This window comes from Alteromonas sp. ALT199 (assembly GCF_018619335.1).
Classification (GTDB): Bacteria; Pseudomonadota; Gammaproteobacteria; order Enterobacterales; family Alteromonadaceae; genus Alteromonas.
This window is the reverse complement of record NZ_JAHHDX010000149.1, coordinates 70,041-94,223: the sequence shown is the minus strand read 5'-3', so window position 1 is coordinate 94,223 and position 24,183 is coordinate 70,041. Positions and strand designations below refer to the sequence as shown.

Annotated in this window: 17 protein-coding genes; 8 read left to right on the top strand and 9 right to left on the bottom strand. The window is 43.4% G+C overall.

Features of this window, described 5'->3' with window-relative positions; all coding sequences use genetic code 11:
* Positions 1-29: 29 nt before the first annotated feature.
* The gene (locus KL866_RS16650; protein ID WP_025255599.1) at positions 30-1,772 is read right to left on the bottom strand and encodes a hypothetical protein; all 1,743 of its coding nucleotides are present in this window, start codon (positions 1,770-1,772) and stop codon (positions 30-32) included.
* 64 nt (positions 1,773-1,836) lie between these two features.
* Positions 1,837-3,693: an alkaline phosphatase PhoX gene (locus KL866_RS16645; protein ID WP_214996106.1), complete on the bottom strand. Its 1,857-nt coding sequence runs from the start codon at positions 3,691-3,693 to the stop codon at positions 1,837-1,839.
* Positions 3,694-4,150: 457 nt separating this feature from the next.
* Here KL866_RS16645 and KL866_RS16640 point away from each other — a divergent pair, with 457 nt between their 5' ends.
* Positions 4,151-6,274 (top strand): response regulator, encoded by a 2,124-nt coding sequence (locus tag KL866_RS16640; protein ID WP_025255601.1) that lies wholly within the window; start codon positions 4,151-4,153, stop codon positions 6,272-6,274.
* 64 nt (positions 6,275-6,338) lie between these two features.
* Here the strand turns inward: KL866_RS16640 and KL866_RS16635 are convergent, their stop codons facing one another.
* The 4 genes from KL866_RS16635 to KL866_RS20390 form a co-directional block, all read right to left on the bottom strand.
* A complete protein-coding gene (locus tag KL866_RS16635) occupies positions 6,339-7,226 on the bottom strand; it encodes a WYL domain-containing protein (RefSeq protein ID WP_025255602.1) in 888 nt (295 codons plus the stop codon).
* 118 nt (positions 7,227-7,344) lie between these two features.
* Positions 7,345-7,953 (bottom strand): PEP-CTERM domain protein, encoded by a 609-nt coding sequence (locus KL866_RS16630; RefSeq protein ID WP_025255603.1) that lies wholly within the window; start codon positions 7,951-7,953, stop codon positions 7,345-7,347.
* 11 nt (positions 7,954-7,964) lie between these two features.
* Entirely contained in the window at positions 7,965-11,990 is a 4,026-nt protein-coding gene (locus tag KL866_RS16625) for an ExeM/NucH family extracellular endonuclease (protein WP_214996098.1), read from the bottom strand.
* A gap of 285 nt (positions 11,991-12,275) precedes the next feature.
* Positions 12,276-12,527 (bottom strand): hypothetical protein, encoded by a 252-nt coding sequence (locus KL866_RS20390; RefSeq protein WP_025255605.1) that lies wholly within the window; start codon positions 12,525-12,527, stop codon positions 12,276-12,278.
* A 156-nt stretch (positions 12,528-12,683) separates the two neighbouring features.
* Between KL866_RS20390 and KL866_RS16620 the strand changes: the two genes are divergently transcribed.
* Positions 12,684-13,088: a phosphate ABC transporter substrate-binding protein gene (locus KL866_RS16620; protein ID WP_025255606.1), complete on the top strand. Its 405-nt coding sequence runs from the start codon at positions 12,684-12,686 to the stop codon at positions 13,086-13,088.
* Between the two features lie 90 nt (positions 13,089-13,178).
* Here KL866_RS16620 and KL866_RS16615 read toward each other — a convergent pair whose 3' ends face one another.
* Positions 13,179-14,087, bottom strand: a complete 909-nt coding sequence (locus KL866_RS16615) for a LysR family transcriptional regulator (RefSeq protein WP_025255607.1) — start codon at positions 14,085-14,087, stop codon at positions 13,179-13,181.
* A 109-nt stretch (positions 14,088-14,196) separates the two neighbouring features.
* Between KL866_RS16615 and KL866_RS16610 the strand changes: the two genes are divergently transcribed.
* The 4 genes from KL866_RS16610 (at position 14,197) to KL866_RS16595 (ending at position 19,475) form a co-directional block, all read left to right on the top strand.
* Positions 14,197-15,063 carry a type 1 glutamine amidotransferase domain-containing protein gene (locus tag KL866_RS16610; RefSeq protein ID WP_214996097.1) on the top strand — a complete coding sequence of 289 codons (867 nt, stop codon included), beginning with the start codon at positions 14,197-14,199 and terminating at the stop codon, positions 15,061-15,063.
* 14 nt (positions 15,064-15,077) lie between these two features.
* The gene (locus KL866_RS16605) at positions 15,078-16,232 is read left to right on the top strand and encodes an iron-containing alcohol dehydrogenase (RefSeq protein WP_214996095.1); all 1,155 of its coding nucleotides are present in this window, start codon (positions 15,078-15,080) and stop codon (positions 16,230-16,232) included.
* 99 nt (positions 16,233-16,331) lie between these two features.
* Positions 16,332-17,438 (top strand): NADH:flavin oxidoreductase/NADH oxidase, encoded by a 1,107-nt coding sequence (locus tag KL866_RS16600; protein WP_025255610.1) that lies wholly within the window; start codon positions 16,332-16,334, stop codon positions 17,436-17,438.
* A gap of 159 nt (positions 17,439-17,597) precedes the next feature.
* Complete coding sequence (locus KL866_RS16595; RefSeq protein WP_214996124.1) at positions 17,598-19,475, top strand: bifunctional diguanylate cyclase/phosphodiesterase; 1,878 nt, start codon at positions 17,598-17,600, stop codon at positions 19,473-19,475.
* A 10-nt stretch (positions 19,476-19,485) separates the two neighbouring features.
* Here KL866_RS16595 and KL866_RS16590 read toward each other — a convergent pair whose 3' ends face one another.
* Together KL866_RS16590 and KL866_RS16585 are read right to left on the bottom strand one after the other, a co-directional pair.
* Positions 19,486-20,148, bottom strand: a complete 663-nt coding sequence (locus tag KL866_RS16590) for an NADPH-dependent FMN reductase (protein ID WP_214996093.1) — start codon at positions 20,146-20,148, stop codon at positions 19,486-19,488.
* A 120-nt stretch (positions 20,149-20,268) separates the two neighbouring features.
* Positions 20,269-20,940: a nitroreductase gene (locus KL866_RS16585; protein ID WP_025255613.1), complete on the bottom strand. Its 672-nt coding sequence runs from the start codon at positions 20,938-20,940 to the stop codon at positions 20,269-20,271.
* Positions 20,941-21,235: 295 nt separating this feature from the next.
* Here KL866_RS16585 and KL866_RS16580 point away from each other — a divergent pair, with 295 nt between their 5' ends.
* Together KL866_RS16580 and KL866_RS16575 are read left to right on the top strand one after the other, a co-directional pair.
* Positions 21,236-22,765 carry a DUF3369 domain-containing protein gene (locus tag KL866_RS16580; RefSeq protein WP_025255614.1) on the top strand — a complete coding sequence of 510 codons (1,530 nt, stop codon included), beginning with the start codon at positions 21,236-21,238 and terminating at the stop codon, positions 22,763-22,765.
* Positions 22,762-24,114 (top strand): sensor histidine kinase, encoded by a 1,353-nt coding sequence (locus KL866_RS16575; protein ID WP_214996091.1) that lies wholly within the window; start codon positions 22,762-22,764, stop codon positions 24,112-24,114. The genes KL866_RS16580 and KL866_RS16575 overlap by 4 nt, the downstream gene beginning before the upstream one ends.
* Positions 24,115-24,183 lie beyond the last annotated feature (69 nt).

Below are 24,183 nucleotides of genomic sequence, written 5' to 3'. Positions count from 1 at the left end.
TTTAGCTAGTATATCAATGAGCTCATTTGCTATCGCGCTTCTGCGATAGCGCTCGGTTTATCTTGTTGCCAATCTAGACGCATATCCCACTTAAAGCGATGTTCAGGCTTCAGCGGCGGTTGCTCGGCATCAATAGTACTTAAGACATTGGTTGCCTCAGTAAGCGTGGCGTCGCGACCAAACAGATAGCTTTGCTCTTTCACTATGGTTAAGTAAGCTTTGTTTAACGCATAGGCGCGCTTTGGTGAAGGCGTGATGATGTCGTACACTGATTTCGCGCGCTTTACTTTTTCTATGTTGACCATGCCTTTGTCATCGAACCACTTTGCCAACATTTCACCGTTTTGACGGAATTCATCACCGCCTCCTACACGTTCCATGTAAGTGAGGAATTCGCCTTTTTCTTCATTGATATTTGGCACATCTTCAATGGCACGCAAATCAATATAGCCCCACCCAGCCTCGCCAGGCAGTTTGCGGGCAAATGAAAATGTTTGGTCGAACGTTGACCCTACTGTTTTATGACAGCCATTACAAAACGCGAGTTCTTGGTCGTGTTGCGCACGCAGTTCGCCCTTATCATTTTCAATAAAGCCGTTTATCGTCCAACCAAAGCCGTTGTCTATTCCCGTTTCGCCCAAGTAGCGAGTTTGAGGCAGTTTCTCGAAATGCTTATCCTTTGCCTCAGCATAATAGGCAGAGGCTAAGCTTTCTCGGCTTCTGAACATATGCTTTTTCATATAGCGCACTTCTTTCATCCGCGGCGCATTATAAATATTCCCGTTATCATCCACACCAATGTAGCGTACGGTATGCAAAAACTCAGTGCCTTCAGGGTAAAGCATATGGGCCAGAGGAACCGCACTTGCATCACCTAAATAATGCGAGGTACGAACAATTTCAGTTACGGATGGCGACAGTTCACCGTCTTGGTTAACGTCTACATTGAGGGCAATTTCATCTACTGGCGCTACGCTTAATTTATTAAGCTCTTTAAGCGTCATTTCAACTAAGCTAAGGTTCAAGGTATAAACTGATTTATTGTACTTGCCATTTAGCGTTTGAAAGTGACTTGGAAGCCTAATCATAGCATCGCCCGTCGACCCGTTGGTCGGCCAGAAGGTACTTGGGAATGGTTTGTAATTGTAAGATATCCACCCGCTACCATCTTTGGCAAAACCGTCTTTGTCAAAAGCCTTGTCAGCTTCACTTAGACTTTCGATACGCATATATTCTGGCATTGCGTTGTTTTGAATTGATGCGGTGTAGTTGTCTTGTTCTACATATTTTTTAATTGTGGCATCGTCAATACCCGCAATAAGCGACGTACGGTCAATAAACAAATTCTTCCAACTATTTGTTAACCCCACATCGGAAAATTCATAGTTGCCTTGCAAAGTACCATCACCCATTTGGTTAGGGCGCTTTTCTATCGAATCGTAACTTTGGTGGCATGCGTAACAAGGGTTATTTACGCCCTCGGTTTTAGTATAGCACTGGGGAGGAATAACCGATTCAGGGTTATACACTTCATTATGCTCAATATACGCTAGCGCGGGAATATCGTCCCCTTCTTTATACGGATAAGTATTTGCACTGTCGGCGTTTTCTTGAGCCGATGAAGACGATTGCGCATCAGCAGAATAGCTACTTGAGCTTACGTCCATATTTGATTGATTGCTTAGATCAGCACTTGTGTTTTCAGTGCATCCTGCACTGATAAGTAGTGAAAGCAGAATGCCTGCACCTGGAATTATTTTTAGTATTTTCATAATCGTCACAACGGAAAAAGCCGGGCGCGTAAACACCCGGCGTATTTTAAATTAAAGAGAAAACTTACTTATCTGCTGGTTCATACATCCACAGCGTGTTGTTTTCTTGGAAACCGTCTTCACCGATAAGAATACGGCCGTCGTTCATAACTACAACGTTATCTGGTTGAGAAAGCTGCTCAACGTCACAACGCTCTGCACCTGTCAGGCTTGAACGGTACGTACCGCCCATCACTACAGGTTCGATGCGAGAAATGTTGTAGCCATCTTCTAGCTGGGCGCGATAAACACCACCACAATCTTTAACGCGGGCTGAAAGCTGCATATCGCCTTCATCATCAATCATTGTGTTGTCGATATCAGCGATGCCGATATAAAGGTACGCATTTTCTACTACTTCACCTTCAATAGTATCAACACCCTCTACGGCTTCTTGTGCGCGTTTTTGGTTAATAGAGATACCTTCAAGTTTTCTCCATTCTGCCGTCGCGCCTTTAAGACGGGCCGCCGCACGACTTTCTAAAAATGCAACGCGGTCGTCCATTGGCTGCCCTGCTGTTACGCTAGAACCGCCCTCTTCTACCGTTGGGTAAGTAGCATCGCCATCTGCCCATGCTTGAACGTCGGCCATTGTGATGTAAGAGCTTTGGCCATCTACGTAATCGTCGGTACCAATGCCGTTGTACTCGTCTATCCATGCGCGAATAGTCATATTGTCGCCACTGGCTAGTTCTACCCATTCAACGGAAAAACCCGTTGTTGCAGGGTCGTTTTGACCCACGTCTTGAGTAAGTTTAGCGCCATAAAGCGTACCTGCTGATAAGTCTTCTGCGGTGTCAGCAACGAACTTAAATAGTACGCCGCCGGTGTCATCTTGAGAAAGATATACGGTTTTTCCATCAGGCATTACTGTTGAGTTTTCGTGCTCGTAACGGCCCATAGTGAAATGTTTTACAATCACCGGCTCATCAGCCAATGGCTCTGTCACTTCTGCAATGAAGCCATAGTTATAAGGGTTTGGCGCATCTGGTGCTGTCATTTGCCACATACGACCTAAACGCGCATCTGTCGAAACAGCCTCTGGGTTATTCCAACTAGGTGACGTAGTTGTGTCTACTGCCGAATTTACCACCCACTCTTCAGATGTAAGCGGCGTACCCCATGGTGACATTGAACCGAAGCAGTTAGCAGCTGTACCCCATACTGACGAGAAATCTAGCATCATTGCTTCTGTGACTTCCCACATACCGAATTCATCTTTCTCTACTTTCATGCGGCTCATACCGCCAGGTAGTTCTTCCCAGTTTGAAAAGAGGTACCCTTCGCCTTCGGCAGTTGAAATAAAGCCGTTAAAGTCAGGCATATCGTTTTCTAACACTAACTCTTCGCCATCAAGTGTGTAGATATGGCCTAAGCCTTCTGGTAAGTCAGCATCGAAGGTATCTCCCGTTTGACCTAGCACTTGATATTGGCCGATAGCAGAAATAACCAGCTCTTTTTCTTCGTCAGAGCTAGGTACTGGAGAATTTGGCAAAGTAACAGGCAAGTTATTGAAGTTAGCGCCTGCAAGTACACCTACAGTGCCTGTATTGATAGGCATATCGTTAACGCTTGTAGTCGCAGCATTAGTGCCTGAAGGATGCTGTACGTTGAAAAACAAATCACCTTCATCAGTTAAGAAAATACCGGTAACTTCCGCGCCAAGAGGAACCGTAGCAATACGTGTTAGTGTGCCCGCGGTATCTCCTTCTGGACCTTGCTCACCTGCGAGGCCTTGGTCGCCTACTGGACCTTGTTCACCAACTGGACCCTGTACGCCATCTTCACCGTCATCACCCTCTAGTGAACAGGCTGTCATTCCAAGTGTTACAGCTAGAGCTATCGCTGAATATTTAATTCCACGAAGAGTTTCGCTTTTCATTATGGTTCCTTGCTTATATTTTTTTTAAAGTTTTAAGTGGAGGCAAGTAGAAGTCTCACCTCAATAAACGGTCTTTGCGGGCGAAAAGTCTGGAGGACATTTGTGACAGTCTAGTGACAGTGAATTGACACCAAAATGAAGTTTTATTGACACTAGGATTTGAAAGGTAGAACAGAGTAAGCCAGTACAACTGGTGTAGCCTGCATAAAATATATGTTTATTGAATGTATAATTAATAAAAGCTGGGCTACTTGGTCAGTTTATGAATTATTTGTTGCATTGCGCTTCGCGATGAAAATGGTTCTGCTCAAGCCGATGTTAACATTCGATAATTGATAGCCTATTAAATGCTCTTTAGCGGGTAACCCTAAACCTACCCTAACTAATTAGCGCAGTACATTGCGTAACCACTTGGTATCTATTATCTTTTAATTACCATTGTGTATTTCGTACCCTTATGTCCATACGTTTTCGATATATCATCGCTTTAGCTTTGACTGCATCGCTAGTTACTTTGTCTTTTTTAGTCCTTTCTGGACTGATTCAAGACCAAAAGAAAGATGCAGAAGTTATTAATATTGCTGGCCAGCAGCGTATGTTGTCCCAACGCATAACGATGCTTTCAGCAATGCCGGGGTTATGCGGAAACAGCCAAGAGTTGCGCTATTTAAAACAGAACCTTGCTAAGTTTGAACAAAATCACACGTATCTCGTTTCCTTAGAGCGACTTCCTATTCAAACCTTCAACACTTATTTTAATGAAGATCAACTCGATTCTAAGGTTAGAAATTTCATTAACGAAACAAAAGCGCTGATAGAAAATGAAAGTTGCGATGCTTTTCCCCTCATGTCAATTGAAGAGGTAACCCTGCTTCTAAGGCAGTTAGACAAAGTCGTAGGTCAATTTGAAAAGGACGCGACAACGCGGGTTGATAGAGTTTTATCAATTGAAATGTACCTGTGGTTGGCGGCGCTAACTCTCTTGAGCTTAGAAGCTCTGTTAATCTTCTTCCCTATGGAACGCCAAGTGAAACGTTCCATGGATTCGCTAAAGCACGCGAAAGAATTGGCACAAAGTGCTGCTCAGAAAGCAGAGAAAGCAAGCAAATCTAAATCAGACTTTCTCTCTAGCATGAGCCATGAGTTACGAACTCCTATGAATGGCTTATTTGGAATGATTGAGCTGGCAATTGATAACCCGGAGAAAAGCAACTTGTACTTAAAAAAGGCTAAAACCGCTGGCCGACAACTCCTAGTTTTAATCAACGACATCCTAGACATTTCAAAGATTGAAGCAGGTAAAATAAAGATGGAAAGGGCCCCTGTTGATTTGCTACAAGTACTTGACGATGTGGTGTCGTTACAACGGGTTCATTGCCAGCGTAAGGGTCTCGACTTCCACTATTTGAAAGATGCAGACCTTCCTCATGTCATAGAAGGCGACACAACGCGGTTAACTCAAATATTACACAACCTGTTAAGCAATGCGATTAAGTTCACGACCGAAGGTTCCGTAACTCTAAAAGTTACATACGATAAGCATAAAAATGGCAATTACCTCGCTTTCGAAGTCATCGACACGGGTATAGGTATAGCACCTTCTAAGCTAGAGAACATTTTTCATAAATTTGAACAGGCTGATCAATCAACTACTCGAGAATTTGGTGGCACGGGGTTAGGGTTGAGCATCGCTAAGCAACTGGCAAATTTAATGGGCGGTGATATACATGTTGTCTCATTCGTTAACCAAGGCAGTACTTTCACGTTCACTACGCCATCAAAAGAGACCCAGCTGCCAAACATAGATATTGTACCCAGCGCTAACTTAAGATGTGCAATCATCGATGATTTACAAACTAGTCGCGAGTACTTTGAACATATTGTGGCGTCAATGTCGATTGAATCGTGCAGTTATGAAAGTGCTCAGTCATATTTAGATGACGACCCGTTTAGTTTCGATGTCATTGTTCTTGATCTTTCTATGCCACAAATGAATGGCGAAGATTTACTTCAGCAGTTGCGAAGTTTAAAGCCATCAAAGTTTCCTAAGGTAATATTGATTTCAGCTGAGTTAGAAAGACTGGAAGACAAAAATGAAGTACTTGCAAGTATATGGAGAACTCATGCCAAGCCGGTTAATCGACGAGAACTTGAAAACGATTTAACTAAGTTGATTGAAACTAAGCCTGTTAGCCGCAAAGAGATTCAAGAGCTTAATAAAAAGAAACGGATATTACTGGCCGAAGATAACGAAATTAACGCCGAGATTGTTAAAGCTATATTGCAAACAGAAGGCTATAAATTTTTGCATGTTAAAAATGGCCGCGATGCCGTTGAAGTAAGCAAACGGCATAACTTCGATCTTATTCTTATGGATTGCAATATGCCAGTTATGGGCGGTATCGAAGCTTCAATAATTTTAAGAAAGACACTGGAAACTAACACTCCAATAATCGCACTCACCGCAAATGCGTTTGCTGAGGACAAAGAAGAGTGCTTAGCTGCTGGTATGGATGATTTTTTACCTAAACCGCTAGACAAAGACACCCTGTTAGCAACAATTAAAAAATACATTGGATGAAAGGCCCGCTCTTACTGCGGGCCCGGCCTTGTTAGCTCTTTATTTTAGAGCAATCACTCGATTTCTATACGGTGTAAGCCTCTTGCTCGCCAACATAGCCTGGGGCTATGGCAAGGTTATCAGTGTCTGCAAGACTCTGCTGATTTCTAAGCCAAAGCTGGTATTCACCGGTGCGTAAACTAGCATGCTTCGTACAGTCAACGTTCCAACGCCTTAACAAATACCCTGCCATGGCTGCGCGTACTTCCAAGGTCAACACGCCTTCTTCCATGGCGTAGTCGAGCTCTATAGCCATAGAGTATTTAATATTTTTCGGGTGGGGCACAATTTCAAGTGAAATAAGCCTTCCCCACTCTTCATCGTGTTCAATACATTCGTGGGTTTCAGGCTCAGTTTTAACCGTTACCTTACTAATTCTTGTCAGAACAAAATCGCGAAAGCTTTGTGATTTTCTGTCGAAGGCACGCACATGCCATCGCTGACCGTTGTCAACGATACTGTGAGGTATGAGTTCACGTGCGCCACTGCCACTAGACAGCGATGTGTAAATAACGCTCATCGCCTTTTTGTTTACTATGGCTTGTACTACTTTCGCTACCACAAAAATATCAGGTACGTTCAGCGAAGATGCACTTTCCACCGGAAAGTGAACATCGCCAATAGCATCGAATCCGTCTGATATGTCGTTGGCAAGCTTTACCAGGGTGCGTTTAGCATCATGCTCAAAAACAGGAACGAAGTTTTCTGTTTGAAAGTAACGTTTTTCCCTTGGATCGTAAATTAAGTTATCAGGAGCAAGTTCTTTGTATAGCGTAAAGTCGCGAGAGCCAGCCGATAGCCCTACCTCAAAACGATTTATTAAATCTTGGCGATGAATGGCCCCTTTAAATAAAAGGCAGAAATCGATATACGCCAGTCGTTGGCGTTGAGAAAAAGAAATAGTCTTTAACATAGTGCGCACTTATTGTATTTTTGTTCAGTGTGGTTCATTTAAAGCCGCATGTAAATAGCAAAAGAAATAAAAAAGCCCAGCACTTGGCTGGGCTTAAACTTTTAGCATTTAAGGTTTATTACTTCGCACGCTTACGAGCGAAAAGCATACCACCTAAAGCAAGAAGCGATAGCGTGAAGGTACCTGGTGCAGGGACCTGAGCGATGGTGAAGCTTGTGCTGTTTATTTCCACAGGTTCTATTGTGCCTCCTTGAGAGCCTTGAAAAATATACGAAGCTGATAATCCATTGATAGAAGTATCTCCTACAGACTGCGCTATAAATTGAATGCTGTATAGGTCAATTACAGGCGTCTGTAATTGATAAAGTAAATCAATCTTTTCATTTAAAGCTAAGGATCCAACTTCTAAGAAGCCAGCGCTAGGAAATGGAGGTAAAAAGAACTCCGCAACAGGCTCGACAAAATTAAAAAAGCTACCGAATGGATTTAGCGTAGTTGCCCCCATAAAACTGATAAGCGCTTCATCAAATCCAATAGTAGTATTATATACGTCAAAAGCTTGAACAAACGGTACATTTCCTAAAAAAGCATCTTCATTAGAAAAACTAACCGTTGCCGTGATAGTTTCCCCTACTTGATAAATTGATTTATCCGTAGAGATTTCAATTATTGCGGCATTTGCACTAAAAGTTGCAATTGCCAATACCATTAAAATAATTTTTTTCATTTTCTTTCCAACTACTGAGTTGCACATGCAGTGCGTGTACACATAGACATTAACGCGTACAGATCATAAATATTTAATCTGCCATCATTATTGAAGTCATGCTCTTCAACCGTCGCTTGACGCTGTAGAAGCAAGGTATAGAACGCCACAATATCGATATTATCCACGTCACTATCGCCATCAAAATCACCAATAACTGGCTCACTCGCTTCAGGGAAATCCAACACAACAAGTACTGGGTCGTGATCTGACGAGCGATACGCATCAGCGCCGTAGTAACTAGAAAGCTGAGTTTCAGTCTTAAATTCAACGTTATAGTCGAACACGCGAGGTTCATCGGCATTAATGTGCCACACCGTTGCGTCTACCACATATTCAGTCAAAGATGGGCTCGATAAAGCGTGATCTAGGTAACCCATTTCGCCGCCGAAGCTATACGAATATGCACTATCGCCATCGAAGAAGTTAACCAAGTTGCTGTAGCCAGCCTCTTCAAGCGCAAGGATAGGCTCTTCTTTCGCATAGGCATTCAAATCACCCATTACGACAACGCGGTCAGACAAGACATCACTATTTTGCTCAACAAGAGAAGTTAGGCCTTGTGCTGCTTGGGTACGCAGTTCGTTCCAACACCCTTGACCGTCTCCTGAGTCTGCGTTGTTGCCTGTCGCGTCACCACAACTTTTCGACTTAAAGTGGTTTATCGCTAAGGTAAAGTCTTCACCATTACTGTTTACACTAAAGCTTTGTAGTAGAGGTTGACGGTTGCCATAGTCAAAGGGTGCATCAGATGAAGTCACAGGGTAACCCTGTAGCGAAACTACAGCAGGCTTATAGATTATACCAACAGCAATTTCGTCACCGCCTAATAGAGATTCCAACGCAACGTAGCTGTACTCATCGCTGCCCAGTTCAGCGTTAACGCTGTCAACTAATGTCGCAATTGCAGAATCACTGCTATAACCATCGTTTTCAATTTCAACAAGGCCAAGTACATCGGCATTCATCGCTACAATAGCTGCAATGGTTTTCGCTTTCTGGCGTTCAAATTCAGCATCTGAATCTGCGCCTCGCGAGGTCGGGAATTCCGGGCCATTGAAGTAATTGAGTACGTTAAAGCTAGCCACTTTCACGTCACCGATAGCATTTAGCTGTGGTGCAGCAATTCGCGGGTTAGTGCGTACGGTTTGAATATCACCAACAGGGATGAGGTTGTAAGCACCAAAGGCATAATGTAATACACCTTCAAGAGCCTCTACACTGTCTCCCAAACGCAGTGGATTGTTGTGAGATAAACCACCTACAGGGAAAGGAATATCATCTAAATTCTGTGATGTTTCTCCGTCATCAACCAATAAGGTGTTGCGTGCATTAATTTCCGCTAGTGCTAACGCCTCTTCTGAACCTGCTACAAATTGGTTGGTAGGTATCATTAAGCGTTTTGAAGACACGTTGAACTGACCATAACGTCCAAGATTATAGATGTCAGAAACTTTAAGGGTTTGCTCAAAACTAATATGCATGCCCTCTAGTGCTTCTAAATCAGTATCAAGGCTAAACGGCATAGCAACCGGTGTGTAAAGCACATTACTACCTACACCCGTAACCTCAAGTTCTGCAGACAGAGTTAATTGGGTTACACCAAAGCGCTCACCTACTGTACCTAGCAAACGCACCGCATCACCTGCTTCTGGTAGACCAAATGAGCCGGCGTAAACAAAAACAGCTTCAGAAGTTGCCGTATTACCGTCTGAATCACTTGCTTCTTCCTGAACAAAGAAACCGCTCATGGCTGGTACAACTTTAGTTACTACTGCTTCTACAATAACATCCGTGCCGACAAGCGATGATTCTTCACCATCACCTTGAATTGCGCTGATAAGAACTATTTCAGCAATAGGATCTGTTGGGTCCGTCGGATCCGTTGGGTCCGTAGGGTCTGTTGGTTCACTTACTGAACCGTTGTGAGAACCAAAATTACTTAACGTATCTTTTGCAAAGCTATCCCATTCGTCAAGAGTAAACGCAGGGTTGCGGTTAGGGTTTCCGCCTGTCACTGAACTCTTACGTACTAACGTGACGTCTTTCCCCCAATTAGTCTTAACGCCAAAAGTACCTAATGCATCAACAACTTGACCGTTATATACCAACTCAACGTAATCATCGCCGTTGAAGTTCATTACGAAACTGCTGATTGTAGAGCCAGTTGTTAGTAAGGCATCAGCGTCGGCGTGAGCGAATGTTGCTACGCCACCTGCAGGAATTTCGCCCTCAAGCGCTAGTACTTTACGGTCGGCGTCGGCAGTATCACCATTTGAAAGTAAAACTAACTCATAGCCAGACAAGTTCACAGGCTGAGTCGAGCTATTGAAAAGCTCTATCGCTTTGTTAAAGCTACCACCCTCAATATACTCTGATATGTAAACGCTATTGGTTGACGGTACTGAATCTTCGCCACCGGTATCGCCCCCTGTATCTCCACCAGTGTCTCCACCAGTATCACCGCCAGTATCACCGCCAGTGTCACCGCCTGTACCATCGCAGCTTTCGTTATAGATAAGTGAAGCAAGTTCAGGCTTATCGATAAACGGGTTACGGTTCCCTTGGAATTCAAACACACGCTCGTTACGGCGAAGCTCAAATTCATCAACTGGGTCGCTCTCATGCCATTGAAGTAGCACACAAAGCTTGCCAAATGCAGCTTCGTCGGTAGAGGTTAGACGATTTAACAAGACTAAATCTTCTTCCGTATCACCTGCGGTGTTACCGTCGTAACGCACATCCATATAAAGCATAGAGCGAGCAACGTCGCCTTTCACTGCATCGCGCGGTTCGAAAGAATCGCTATCAACGCGGTTCGCTGGCGCTTCACTTAGAGGGCTATCGCTGAAGTCAAAATCTAAGTTCCCGCGGGAGCTATTTACTGAAATATCAGTTGGACGTAGGTGAAGGATATCACTGTATGCAGTTAAGCTTGAGCTCGAGAAACCATGGCTTTTTGCCCAAACATGTTCGCGATTCCAGTTTTCTTGGTTACTACTTTGGCTGCCGCTTCCGTTGGTAAACTTACCTTGTGATATTCCTTTATAGAAAAGGATGACATTGTCGGTATCTGCAGGGTCTTCATCGGTATAGGTAAGCGCGGTCCATACTTCAGAATATGATAGTGTGCGATGACCATTTTCAATGATGTTATGCGTTGTTTCTTTCAGTGTTTGTGCACTATCGCCGTTAGCAATAGCTGTATCTAATGCGGCATAGTAGTCTGAAGCGACAAAATTACTCGCTAAATTAATCGCCTCTAAATCCGGGCAATTAAAGCAAGTACCGCTTAAGGAAAGAAGTTCGTTTGTAGGTTCACCACCATTATCGGGGTTATCGCCACCATCGCCATTGTCGCCGCCATCGTTGGTACCCTCACCGCTAACCGAAATGCTGTCTAAATTTAGGTATTCAGAGCTAGAATTATTGGCCATAGCAACTTTTAATACTAACGTGCTTCCACTTCCAATTGTCTCATTTATCGTGGCATTACCGAAATCATCTTGGACGGTATTTGATGTCCCTTCAGTGAGCGTTATAAGCTCAAAAGCACCACCATCTAGTGAGTAAAATACGTCGACGTAGTCTGCCGTTTCAAATGTTCCGCTTTGAGAAAGTGCTGCATTGATAGTAACTTCACCCGCACTAGCGATATCAATTGATTCACTCAACCAAACCACTTCACCATCGACATCGCGAGCTTGCATAGCGCCATTTTCTACACGAAACCAATCTGTAGTTGCAGTCAAAGCGCCTGCAGAAACATCAACTGACCAACGCTCTACTCCCTCAAGGCTAAGAACAGCCCCTCCGGGATCAGAACCTGTTGCGCCTTTTCCTTGTAACTCGCTGGCTTCAAAATCTTCTTGCCAGAGCGTGTCTGCCGAAGCATTAACCGATATCACGCCTAGAGACAAAGCACCGGCCAACAGCGCGTTTACAACTTTAGCTGATTTGCTCAGCTTATACTTTTGTGTGTTACCCTCATTAATCATTTTGCTTTCCGCTTTTTTGTATAAGGAAGGTATAAATTCTTATACATACGTATTTGCAGCAAGTACTTAATGAAAATAATAATAAAAACATCACATCACATAAACATCAATAACTTACAGCTTTAAAATAAGTTTATTTGTTGTTTAACTCTACTGAACTTTGGTACAGGGAAAGTTGATTTGTCACAATTCTAAGTTGTTACAGTTCTGACACATTTTGATGTAGCAATGCGGTGCATGTTACATTTTTATTGCACAACAAAAGAGCGCCTGCCTTTCACCTTTTCATTTCATGATCACCTTACCACCTACTATTTTAAGCGCAGGGGCTCCCCGAATTAGCGCACTTCTAGCAAACTGAATGTTGCATGAAGGACAGATCCCCTCTTCATTAGTGTAGTCCTTAACAATTCGTTCTTTAAAGCATTTTACCAACGCGCCCTTTCCCCCTTTTCGGTACTTGAATAATTGAACCTTGCAACTGGAGCAAAATATCTGAACGGTTTTAACTGGCCCTTTGGCATTAGGTTTTGCCATTGCTACACCTGTGCTCCTAATTGAAAAATTCATCTTTTGTTGAAGTGCGACAAATCACAAATCTTGGTTATACTTCACAATGGGCGATTTGCTCTTGTTTAACAAAAACTCTGCGGCTAAATGATATAAGTAGACTAATAAATAAAGGTAATATCCATGAAGATAATTGCAGCTCTCTTTTTAATTTTATCGGCACCACTCTACGCGGGTACTGCCGTAATCGTTAATGCTAGCAACAATTCAGGTATAGATATCGACACGGTAAAGAAGATTTACTTAGGTAAAGTTAAAGCCTTTCCGGATGGCAACCGTGCAATTCCACTCACGTTCGAACAAGGAAATGCTGCAAGAGATGCATTCAATAACACAGTTTTAGGAAAATCAGAATCGCAATACTCTGCATTTTGGTCGAAGCTAGTATTTACTGGTCGCGGTACTCCTCCTGAAATGATCGAAACAGAAGACGAGATGTTAAAACTGGTTTCAACAAATCCAAACACAATTGGATTCATAGATGAAAGCAAAGTTGATGACCAAGTAAAGGTAGTTGGCACGTTTTGAATTTACAGCGTATGGACACTGCTTAACAAGCCATATATCTAAAGATTACAGTGCAGCGCGCCCCTCGGCGCGTAGTGCTCAACTTGCAAGCTAGTCAGGGTAACTTGCTAAATAGTTTATGTTTGCAAATGCCATTATTACGTCTTTCGCAAAGTCGACTCTAGGATGTCGCAGCGCTCCTTTTTTCCATACTAGATAAATCTCGTTTTCAGGCCCGCTCTTTCCAAGTGGAACGAGTTCGCCTTTTGCAATTGAATCTTTACAAAGATAATCCGGCAACACCGAATAACCAATCCCAGCTTTTATAATGCTGCTTATCGCGCGAATATCCGGGCATATTGCGGCCACAGGTGACTCGCAAGGCGCATTAAATACTTCTGAAAAATAACGGCGAATAAGTGGAAGTTGTTCGTCATAACTGACTACCTTGTGTTGATTCAGTAACGACGGCGTAATCTCTTTATCACCAAGTAATTTACCTTGAACCCGATTCATCACCAAAATCAATCGCTCCTTGTCTAACATCTGATATTCGTACATAGCATCCGTTGGCTCAGAGGCGGTAATAGCGAGTTCGGCGATATCATCTTCTAATAGCTGATAAGTGTTATTTTTATTACCGGTATGGATAACCAAATTAACTTTGTCTGCTTGAAGTAAGTTAGCCAACGCAGGGCCCGCAACAAAGCTTAAATATTCGGCGGGGCCAGCTAAGTGCAAGGTACCGTGGTCGGTAGATGCGCGACTGCGGATAGACGCTACTTTTTGTTCTAATGTATCTATATGACTGGCTACTTGAAGCGCTAAATCATCGGCGATCGCCGTTGGCTCTACGCCCCTAGCTTTTCTCACGAACAATTCTTTTCCGACAATATTCTCCATTGCCTGAATATGTGAAGTTACTGCTGGCTGAGACATATGAAGCCTAGCTGCAGCACGTGTGATGTTGCCGCTTCGATAGACTTCTACAAAGGTTTTTAGTTGTGTTAGGTAAGACATAATACTCCACCCATCAGATTTTTGATGACTCTTCATAATTTATCTGACTTCTGCTTTTAAACCAACAGCTCTAAGATGCACGCACTTTCAAATGCGACAGGAAAAGCACATGAGAACATCATCATCAATTCTATCACTTGCCATCGTTGCGGGTTTATCTCAGTCTGCTTATGCAGCTGACGATCAATCTTCAAAGGTCAATAAGGGCGAAGTGCTAGTTCTACTCTCAAGCGAAAATGTTATGCAGCTTGCTGAAGGTAAAACCGAACCTACCGGTTATTACCTCAACGAATTTGGTGTGCCCGCTAAAGCATTGGTAGACGCGGGTTACAAGTTAGTATTAGCGACACCAAAAGGCAATGCGCCAGCAGTAGATAAAAAATCTGTTATTCCACAGTACTTTGATGGCGGCGAATCACAAATGCAAGATATTCAAACGTTTGTTGCGTCGATAGATGGCATTAATGACACGCTGTCACTAAGCGAAGTTATTGCACAGGGGCTTGATAAATTTGAGGGTGTATTTATCCCAGGTGGTCATGCACCGCTTATCGATTTAGCAAACAACCCACAGATAGGCGAGATTTTGGCTCACTTTCATAATGAAGGAAAACCTACTGCTGCAATCTGCCATGGCCCAATCGCCTTACTTTCTGGGCAATCTAACCCAAAGGCATTCGAACTGGCATTGAAATCAGGTGAGCAAGCCGCATCTGACAGTTGGATTTATGAAGGCTACAAAATGACAATCTTCTCGACGCCAGAAGAAGAGTATTTTGAAAGCACCTTAGATGATGCAAGTTTATTGTACTACCCAGCTGATGCTATGGCACAAGCGGGTGGCAAGATGGAATACAAAGACATGTGGGCGCCTAATGTAGTCGTAGACCGCGAACTTATTACTGGCCAAAACCCATTTTCTGACGAACTGTTAGCTGAGAAGCTTTTACAACAGCTAAATTCACAAACACATTAAGGACAGGCAGCACGATGCTTAATTTTACATTTAAAAATCAAACCGAAATTTTGTTCGGCAAAGGTCAACTAAGTGAAGTGTCTTCACGTTTGCCGGAACAAGCAAAAGTCCTCTTCCTATACGGTGGCGGCTCAATTAAGAAAAATGGTATTTACGATAAAGTAACTACCGCGCTGGAAGGCGCAGACGTTATTGAATTTCAGGGCGTTGAGCCAAACCCAGAATTTGAAACATTGATGAAAGCGGTAAATCTGGCCCGTGAAAATGACGTGAACTTCATTCTTGCAGTAGGCGGCGGCAGCGTTATCGACGGTGCCAAATTTGTGGCAGCGGCAGTAAACTTTGCAGGCGACCCGTGGGATATATTAGTTAAAGGCGCAGCATTTGAAAACCCGCTGCCTGTAGGAGCAGTACTTACGTTACCTGCCACAGGTTCTGAGAGCAACGGTAACTCAGTGGTAAACCGAAAAAAAACCTCGCAAAAACGCGCGTTTTCTTCTGAAACGGTACAGCCTGTTTTTGCTGTACTTGACCCAGAATTCACTTATTCACTACCCCCTCGTCAGGTTTCCAATGGTGTAGTTGATGCATTTGTTCACGTTATTGAGCAGTACCTTACTTACCCTGTGAATGCGCCACTTCAAGACCGTTTTGCTGAAGGTATTTTACAAACCTTAATTCAAGAAGGCCCTAAAGCTTTAGCGACACCTGAAGACTACGACGTACGTGCTAATGTGATGTGGTCAGCAACTATGGCGCTTAACGGCCTTATCGGAAAAGGTGTACCACAAGACTGGGGCACTCATATGATTGGGCACGAACTGACTGCCCTACACGGTTTAGATCACGCCGCGACTTTAGCCATTGTGTTGCCATCGCTAATGTTTGTGCAGCGCGACAAGAAGCAAGAAAAAATACTGCAGCTAGGCGAGCGCGTATTCGGTATTCAAGAAGATGACAAAGAAAAGGCCATCGACTTGACTATTAAGGCTGTACAAGACTTTTTCGAAACCATGCAGGTGAAAACCCGCCTATCAGACTATGACATAGAAAAGTCTGCAATTGATGGGCTTATCGCAAACCTAGAGCGCAATGGATTAACCGCGCTTGGTGAGCATGGCGATATCGACCTGGCAAAAGCGCGCGAAATTTTAACCCTTGCCGCATAAGCCGGGTTGCATATAACGCAACGCGCATACGCTTTTTCTTCATTCAAGTGCCCAGCATAGCCTGGGTACTTTTTATTCTTATCTTCATTAGAGAGAAATATGACTGCACTATTTGAACAGTTTTCGTTAAAAGACGTCACGCTTCGCAATCGAATTGCCGTGCCCCCTATGTGCCAATATTCGGCAGAAGACGGCTTTACCAACCAGTGGCATGAAGCAAACTATCAGTCGTTCGCCCGTGGTGGCGCAGGGCTTGTAATCGTTGAAGCTACAGCGGTTTCTCCGGAAGGTCGTATTACGCCAAATTGCTTAGGCATTTGGAAAGACGAACACGTCAGCGGCCTTAAAAACATCGCAGAGCGCATCAAAAGCCAAGGCGCGGTTGCAGGTATTCAAATTGCTCATGCAGGGCGTAAAGCCAGCGCTAACCGTCCTTGGGAAGGCGACGATCACATTCAGCCAAGTGAAGAAAACGGTTGGCAACCTATTGGCCCATCTGCACAAGCGTTTGGCGCGCACCTTCCGGTAACACCTACGGAGATGACTAAAGCCGATATTGAACGCGTTAAGGGTGACTTTGTTAAAGGCGCCGAGCGTGCGCTTGAAGCAGGCTTCGAATGGCTTGAACTTCACTTTGCTCACGGTTATCTAGCCCAAAGCTTTTTCTCAAAACACGCCAATAAGCGTACAGATGAATACGGCGGTGATGCACAAGGTCGCGGTCGCTTCTTGCTTGAAACACTAAGTGCAGTGCGTGAATTTTGGCCAGAAAACCTACCGCTAACCGTGCGTTTTGGCGTTATTGAATACGATGGTGAAGACGAGCAAACACTTAGCGAATCTATCGAACTCATTAAACAGTTTAAAGAAATTGGCGCTGATTTTGTAAGTGTTAGCGTGGGATTCAATACCCCTGAAGCAAATATTCCGTGGGGCCCAGCTTTCTTAGCGCCTGTAGCAAAACGCGTACGAGACGAAGCTGATATCCCTGTTGCAACGGCTTGGGGTGTAGACACACCAGAGTTAGCAAACGAGACTATCGAAAACCAACAGCTTGATGTTGTTATGGTAGGTAGAATGCACCTTACTAACCCGCATTGGACTTATTTTGCTGCAAAACAGCTTGGCGTTAAAGAACCATCTTGGGTGATGCCTGCGCCTTATGCACATTGGTTAGAGCGTTACGCCCCTTCAGATGAAAGGTAACTAATAATAAAGACAGCATCGACTCCGCGCTTTGCTGTCTTTTTTCCCTTCCCATTACTAACAGTTGTTTACCCAATATGCTTATCTTTAGGTCTCTGCACTTGCTTTTTTTAAAGTTAGGTTTAATGTTGCTAGATGCCTACTGCAAGATTTGGAAGAATGCGGCTTAAAGACTTATTTTCTTCACCAGTAAAGCTTACTGACCTAATATTGATCCGAAGACGCCGTGTCATCCAAATAAGTATGGTTACGGGGTTCGGGCTTTTTGCCGCCTCTCTAGTCGCGAGAGGCATTACCTTTGATATTTTCTTGCTGGGTCAGTTATCTCTTATTGTCACAGCAATACTCGCATATAAGCGCTACATAGCCACCAGCAGCTATCTACTATTAGGTGCCATGTCGTCTATGCTATTCGCTTTATCCGCAACTGGTGCTGGTGTATTTGACATTGCTATGCTCGGATACCCGGGCGTTATTATATTTGCTGCATTGTTAGGAGGTATTGCCCTATTTAGCACTGTCCTTTCTTTAGTACTTCTCCAATGCGTCACACTCGCATGGCTTGTAATTAATGACGTAGTGATACCACATCCACCAATACTCAGCTGGCCCCACATGCTCTTTATCATGGTAATTTTCGTTATCACCGGATTTAGTGTTTTTATCTTAGTTCAAGACATAAGGCGACTGATGTCTTCCCTTCAGCAAGAAGTTGCCAAAGTTGAGAAAAACAGAGCGCATATTCAGCACCTTGCTCACTACGACCCTTTAACAAATTTACCCAATAGAATAATGGGAGAGCGACTTTTTAATGAAAGGTTACGTGAGAGCGAAGAAAAAGGGCTGCAACTAGCACTATTATTTATCGACCTTGATAATTTTAAGCCCATTAACGATGCTCTGGGTCATGCCGCTGGCGACCGGTTTTTACAGCAAATATCTCAAACCATTACCGACCGTTTATCTGCACAGCAATATTTAATACGTTTCGGAGGTGATGAGTTTATTCTCTTGGCGCCGGACATATCAGGTAAGTCTGAAATCGACACCTTATGCAAGAACTTAATCACATGGTGCTCGAGTGAATTTGAAATTATGCAAACCAAAATAGTGGTATCTGCGTCTATTGGTGCTGCACAGGCACCTTCTGACGGCAATCAATTTAAGCAGCTCTGCCGCAAAGCTGACATTGCCATGTATGAAGCGAAGCGCAATGGCAGAAACAGGTATGAATACTACGATGTACGATTTGATAAAGAAAATGATGAAAAATTCACGTTAATTCAGCGTTTACGACCCGCCGTAAATGCCAACGAATTAGAAGTGTATTACCAACCTTTAATTGATTTGGAATCTGACAAAGTTGAGGCTGTAGAGGCGCTACTAAGATGGCCTCAAAATGATGGTTCTATGATCTTTCCCGACAAGTTCATTCCCCTTGCAGAAAGCAGTGGTTTAATTAACCCTCTTGGAGCATGGGTGTTAAATCAAGCTTGTGATTTTTGCGCGAAGCAACATAAAAAAGGGCATAGCAACCTTACTGTGGCGGTTAACCTTTCTTTCGCCCAGTTTAAAGATGGCACACTGCCTCAGTTAGTTGAACAAGCATTGCTAAATTCAAACCTCGCTCCCGAGTATCTGGAACTAGAGCTTACTGAAACAATTTTAGCAGACGAAAAAGGTACCATTGCCGAACAGCTCGAAACCATAAAATCGTTAGGAGTACATTTTGCTATTGATGATTTTGGAACGGGTTACTCTAACTTAAACTACCTTCGTACTTTTAGTGCTAGTAAGCTAAAGATAGATCGTATTTTTATAAACACCTTAGGCATTGAAGAAAGCGACGACTCTCTCGTTTCGGCCATAATCAACATTGCTGAAAGTTTAGGAATGAAGACTGTCGCCGAAGGAATTGAAAACAAGGCAGCTTTGGACAAGTTGAAAAGCATGGGGTGCAATTTGGGACAAGGGTATTATTGGAGCAAACCTGTTCCTGCATCAGAGATAGAGCGCTTCATGTCTAATTTTGACTAATAGCTGTTGCCTAGTTCTCTATAACATTCCGTTGAGAGGGAGCTTTGGTAAAAGCTTTCGAGGTTTCGAAAGGGTCTTTTTCTTGTCGATGGCGAGTCGCAGCTTCAGCCCACCACAGCATTTGATTGAGCGCGCGTCCTAAATAAGATTGCCAGCTATCTTCTTTTTCACTAGATGCATACCCTTCATCATCAAATTCATCATGCGCACGAGGCACATGTATCATCGCGGAAACAGGCAGGCATCCTAGCTCAGATAAAAATGTTCTCATTCCAACCGCCGCGCGCATACCGCCCCACTGCCCCACTGAATAAGTAGCAATAACACTGGGCTTAAATGAATATAGAGAGCTGCCGAAGTGATTAAGCAAATTCGCCAATGCAGGGCTCATTGAATGATTATATTCAGGGCTTACCATTACATAACCATCCGCAGATTCTATTTTTTCAGCAAGTGAAGATAACGCCTCAGGCGCTTGTCTTTGTGCATAAGAAAAATGAGGCTTAAACACTTCTCCTGTTGGATAATCTAACGGATCTATAAGCTCAAATTCGTGTTCAGCCATATTACTTTTCGCCCAGTTTAATATCGCTTTTGCAACTCGAAGTCCTAGCCTAGCTGGCCTAGGAGGTGTGCTATCACGTACAGTTCCTAAGAAAACTAAAAACTTCATATCAATTAACCCTTTTTAACTAACACACCGTGTTGACCAGCTTAGCGGATATTACTGAACATAACCAAGGCTACGCTACCTTAACCCACTATCAAAAGAGTACGCTTTAAACTTAACGCACTAGAAGCCGTGGTAGGTCACAAACTCTTCGTTGTCGGCACGGACTGAACGAACGTCATTCGCGGCGAATTCTGGGTCTGGGTAGCCCAAGGCTATGCATATCATAATGGCTTCATCATCAGGGATATTAGCATACTTATGTACTACTTCAGACTGCATTATGCCCTGACCATTTATAACGCAACCAAGCCCTAAATCCCACGCAGCCAGCACTATGCCATACGCTAGCGATCCTAAGCCAAACTGCGTTATTCCAGCAGGCTCTAGAGACTTATCATAAGTAAGAACTAACGAAACTGGTGCATCAAACTGTCTGAAACCTCGCATCATCCAATCCATGCGTTTTTCTTTATCTTCTCGAGCTATTCCCATTACATCGAACAGTTGAATAGCTACATCTATCTGGCGTTGACGATGAATACCCTCGTAGGCTTCCTTATAAGGAAAATCTCGAACATGAGGCTTCCCCTCTAACGTATTTTTAGTGTTACCCTCACGAATCTTATCTAGTACATCCCCAGCAACCGCATGAATTTTCCACGTTTGCGTGTTGTACGACGACGGCGCCCACTTCGCTGCGTTGATAATAGCGTCTACCGTTTCTTTTGTTACCTGCTGCTTTGTGAACCCTCGAACACTTTTTCTTGATGCTGCAAATTCTGCAAAATTCATACACTTCCTTAAACACGGTTATTGAATTTGTTAATTTAGAGTAAACACGGGGAAGTGACTCTTCAATAGGCGGGAAAGCTTATTCAGATTGATTGTTTTTATAGATATATATAGAAATGTTGAAAAAATTTCATTTACTCACTTCCATTCAAAACACGAAATGAGTCAGAAATAAAAATCGTTTTTCTTAACAAATCAACAGCATTCAACTTTAGAACAAAAGTTTATCTACGGATTTGCGAGAATGAAAATTGTGGCTTACGTTTAGGGTATTAAATCGTTCACTACACTGTGTATGTCGTTATTCAAAAAGTCGAAAATTGAAAAAGATACTTCTAGTTTACCCCCTTGGAAAATTGCCATTATTGATGACGAAGAAGGCATACACGAGGTTACTAAACTAACGTTACGCAAATTTACTTTTGAGAAGCGTGGTATAGAGTTTTTATCAGCGTACAGCGGTAAAAAAGGTTTAGCGCTTTTTAAAGCTAACCCAGATATTGCGCTGGCATTTGTCGACGTAGTAATGGAAACCGACGATGCTGGGCTTAAGCTGGTTGATGCCATTCGCAACGACCTTAATAATCATATCTCCCGGCTAATTTTACGAACAGGGCAGCCAGGGCAAGCACCTGAAGAAGATGTTATCAGGCGATATGACATTAATGATTACAAAGCAAAGACAGAGCTTTCATCACTTAAGCTGAAATCATGCGTTTACACTGCCATACGTTCTTATCGTGATATACAAACAATAGAGAAAGGTAAACGCGGAATGGAAGACGTGCTTAAATCTTCTTCGTCTGTGTTGGCAAGCCAGTCTTTAGCTCAATTCGGTACTGCCGTACTGAAACAAACGCTCACCCTTTTAAATTTAAACAACTCAGTGTTATACCTGTCTACCCAACATACCGATTTATATGGTGATACCAGCATGACAGTGTTGGGTGCAAGCGGAGACCTCGTTGGATTGTGCGAACCTGGAATATCCACCCGTATTCCAGAGGAAATTGAAAAAGACGTTAGACAAGTATTAGCGAAAAAATCACATTTACAGAGTGATAAAGTATTTATTGGCTATTACCCCACGGGTGAAGACAGCCACAATATTTTGTACGTAAAACTAAACGAGCCTTTAGACGTGATGCAGAGAAAAACACTGGAAATGTTTGCATCCAATGTGGCGGTTATTTTCCAAAACCTTACGCAGAAAGAAGACATTCAAAAAACCCAGAAAGAACTCATCATGGTGCTAAGCGACGCTATCGAGATGCGTAGCAAAGAAACCGGTGGCCACGTAAGACGCGTAATCTTAATGACAGAGTTTCTTGCAGAGAAACTTCATATGAGCAAAGAGTTTATAGAAACCATTCGCTATTCAGCAGCGCTTCATGATGTGGGAAAAATAAGTATACCCGAAACCATCTTGCACAAGCCTGGAAAGCTTGACCCTGAAGAATGGGAAATTATGAAAACTCACGCTCAAAAAGGCTATGAGCTGCTAGCAGACTCCGACCGCATCGTTGCCAAGATGGGCGCAATTATTGCCAAAACACACCACGAAAGATGGGATGGAAAAGGCTACCCTGATGGGCTAGCTGGGGACAATATCCCAGTAGAAGGCCGTATTATGGCTATTGTTGACGTGGTCGATGCTCTTCTTTCCAAACGATGTTATAAGCCTGCTTGGGGCGTTGACGAAGTAAAAGCCTACCTACAAGAAAATGCAGGTAAACAGTTCGACCCTTTAATCACCCATGTAATGTTAGAGCACTTCGATAGAATACTAGAGATCCGCGCTACAGAACCGGACGAAGATGAATGAAAGAAGCGCTAGAGTTAATTTTACTACGCGTTAGCCAAAGCCCAGACATTGATAAAGGTGAACTAGACGTTGCTTCTAGGTTGATTATCAACTCTGTGTGTGAAGGTTTGGAAATTACGCGAGCGGGCATTTGGTTATATGACGAGAATCAAACACTAGTGCAATGTACTTTGCTTATCGATAGAGGAAACGACCTAGATCACGAAAGTTTAGTGCTAACTAGAAGAGATTTCCCCCATTATTTTGAAGCGCTAGACTCAGGCAGAACCATAGCAGCCCACGACGCACTGACCGATGTTGCAACCTTTGAATTTTCCGAAGTGTATTTATCGCCGCTTGGCATAAGCTCTATGCTGGATGTACCCATACGCCACCGTGGAAAAATGATAGGGATAATCTGCTGTGAACATCAAGGTAAACCGCGTGAATGGCTTGCCGATGAAGTGGTATTTGCAGCATCGCTTGCCGACCTTTACGGCCGCGCAGTAAGTGCAAAAGAACGGGCCGACTATGAAGTGCAGTTACTAGAAGCAAACCAAACGTTAGAGAAAAAAGTTAGCGAGCGAACGGCTGAGCTTGAGGCTGCCCAAGAAAAGCTTGTTGAATCAGAAAAAATGGCCGCCTTAGGTAACCTAGTAGCAGGTATCGCTCACGAAGTTAATACGCCCTTAGGTATTGCGCTAACCTCCGTCAGTAATTGCAAAGAAGAGCTAAAAAACACTTACCGAGACTTCGAAAATGACGAATTAACTGAACAAGCTTTTAAAGACTTTGAAGCAATATGCTCTGAGGGGCTAAATTTAGCTGAAACAAGCCTAATGCGCGCCGCAAGATTAGTTCAAGACTTTAAGCGAACCTCTGCCGATCAAACCTCTCTAGAAATTGAGAAAATTGCGCTAGATGAATACATCCCTCGGGTATGTAACCCATTAAGGCCCATGCTGCGCAAGGAACAAGTCGAGCTAAGCATAGACGTTACACCCGATTTAGTTATAACTACCTGCCCTGGCATTATTGCTCAGTTGCTAACGAATTTAATATCGAATGCTCAGCGCCACGCTTTTGGTCCATCGGTAAACAACGAACTAAATAAAGTTAGTGTGAACTGCAGAGAAAGTGCCAAAGGTATTGTGATTAGTGTGCAAGACAATGGCAAAGGAATTCCAGAGGCGCTTCACAAGAAGGTGTTCGAGCCATTTTACACCACGGCTCGAGATAAAGGCGGCACTGGGCTAGGCTTAAATATTCTATACAACTTGGTTCGCCAGAAATTCAATGGAGAAATTGACTTAACCTCAGCCCCAGGGGAAGGAACTACGGTGACGGTTTCTATTCCGGTTGAAAACTAGTACGGGATTACTCCTTCGCCTATTTATTTTACGTTAACTTACTTAACAAGCGCGGCATGCTTTAAATGT

Coding starts and splice junctions, on each gene's coding strand:
- KL866_RS16650 (WP_025255599.1), bottom strand. CDS start 1,772: ATGAAAATACTAAAAATAATTCCAGGTGCAGGCATTCTGCTTTCACTA.
- KL866_RS16645 (WP_214996106.1), bottom strand. CDS start 3,693: ATGAAAAGCGAAACTCTTCGTGGAATTAAATATTCAGCGATAGCTCTA.
- KL866_RS16640 (WP_025255601.1), top strand. CDS start 4,151: ATGTCCATACGTTTTCGATATATCATCGCTTTAGCTTTGACTGCATCG.
- KL866_RS16635 (WP_025255602.1), bottom strand. CDS start 7,226: ATGTTAAAGACTATTTCTTTTTCTCAACGCCAACGACTGGCGTATATC.
- KL866_RS16630 (WP_025255603.1), bottom strand. CDS start 7,953: ATGAAAAAAATTATTTTAATGGTATTGGCAATTGCAACTTTTAGTGCA.
- KL866_RS16625 (WP_214996098.1), bottom strand. CDS start 11,990: ATGATTAATGAGGGTAACACACAAAAGTATAAGCTGAGCAAATCAGCT.
- KL866_RS20390 (WP_025255605.1), bottom strand. CDS start 12,527: ATGGCAAAACCTAATGCCAAAGGGCCAGTTAAAACCGTTCAGATATTT.
- KL866_RS16620 (WP_025255606.1), top strand. CDS start 12,684: ATGAAGATAATTGCAGCTCTCTTTTTAATTTTATCGGCACCACTCTAC.
- KL866_RS16615 (WP_025255607.1), bottom strand. CDS start 14,087: ATGTCTTACCTAACACAACTAAAAACCTTTGTAGAAGTCTATCGAAGC.
- KL866_RS16610 (WP_214996097.1), top strand. CDS start 14,197: ATGAGAACATCATCATCAATTCTATCACTTGCCATCGTTGCGGGTTTA.
- KL866_RS16605 (WP_214996095.1), top strand. CDS start 15,078: ATGCTTAATTTTACATTTAAAAATCAAACCGAAATTTTGTTCGGCAAA.
- KL866_RS16600 (WP_025255610.1), top strand. CDS start 16,332: ATGACTGCACTATTTGAACAGTTTTCGTTAAAAGACGTCACGCTTCGC.
- KL866_RS16595 (WP_214996124.1), top strand. CDS start 17,598: ATGCGGCTTAAAGACTTATTTTCTTCACCAGTAAAGCTTACTGACCTA.
- KL866_RS16590 (WP_214996093.1), bottom strand. CDS start 20,148: ATGAAGTTTTTAGTTTTCTTAGGAACTGTACGTGATAGCACACCTCCT.
- KL866_RS16585 (WP_025255613.1), bottom strand. CDS start 20,940: ATGAATTTTGCAGAATTTGCAGCATCAAGAAAAAGTGTTCGAGGGTTC.
- KL866_RS16580 (WP_025255614.1), top strand. CDS start 21,236: ATGTCGTTATTCAAAAAGTCGAAAATTGAAAAAGATACTTCTAGTTTA.
- KL866_RS16575 (WP_214996091.1), top strand. CDS start 22,762: ATGAAAGAAGCGCTAGAGTTAATTTTACTACGCGTTAGCCAAAGCCCA.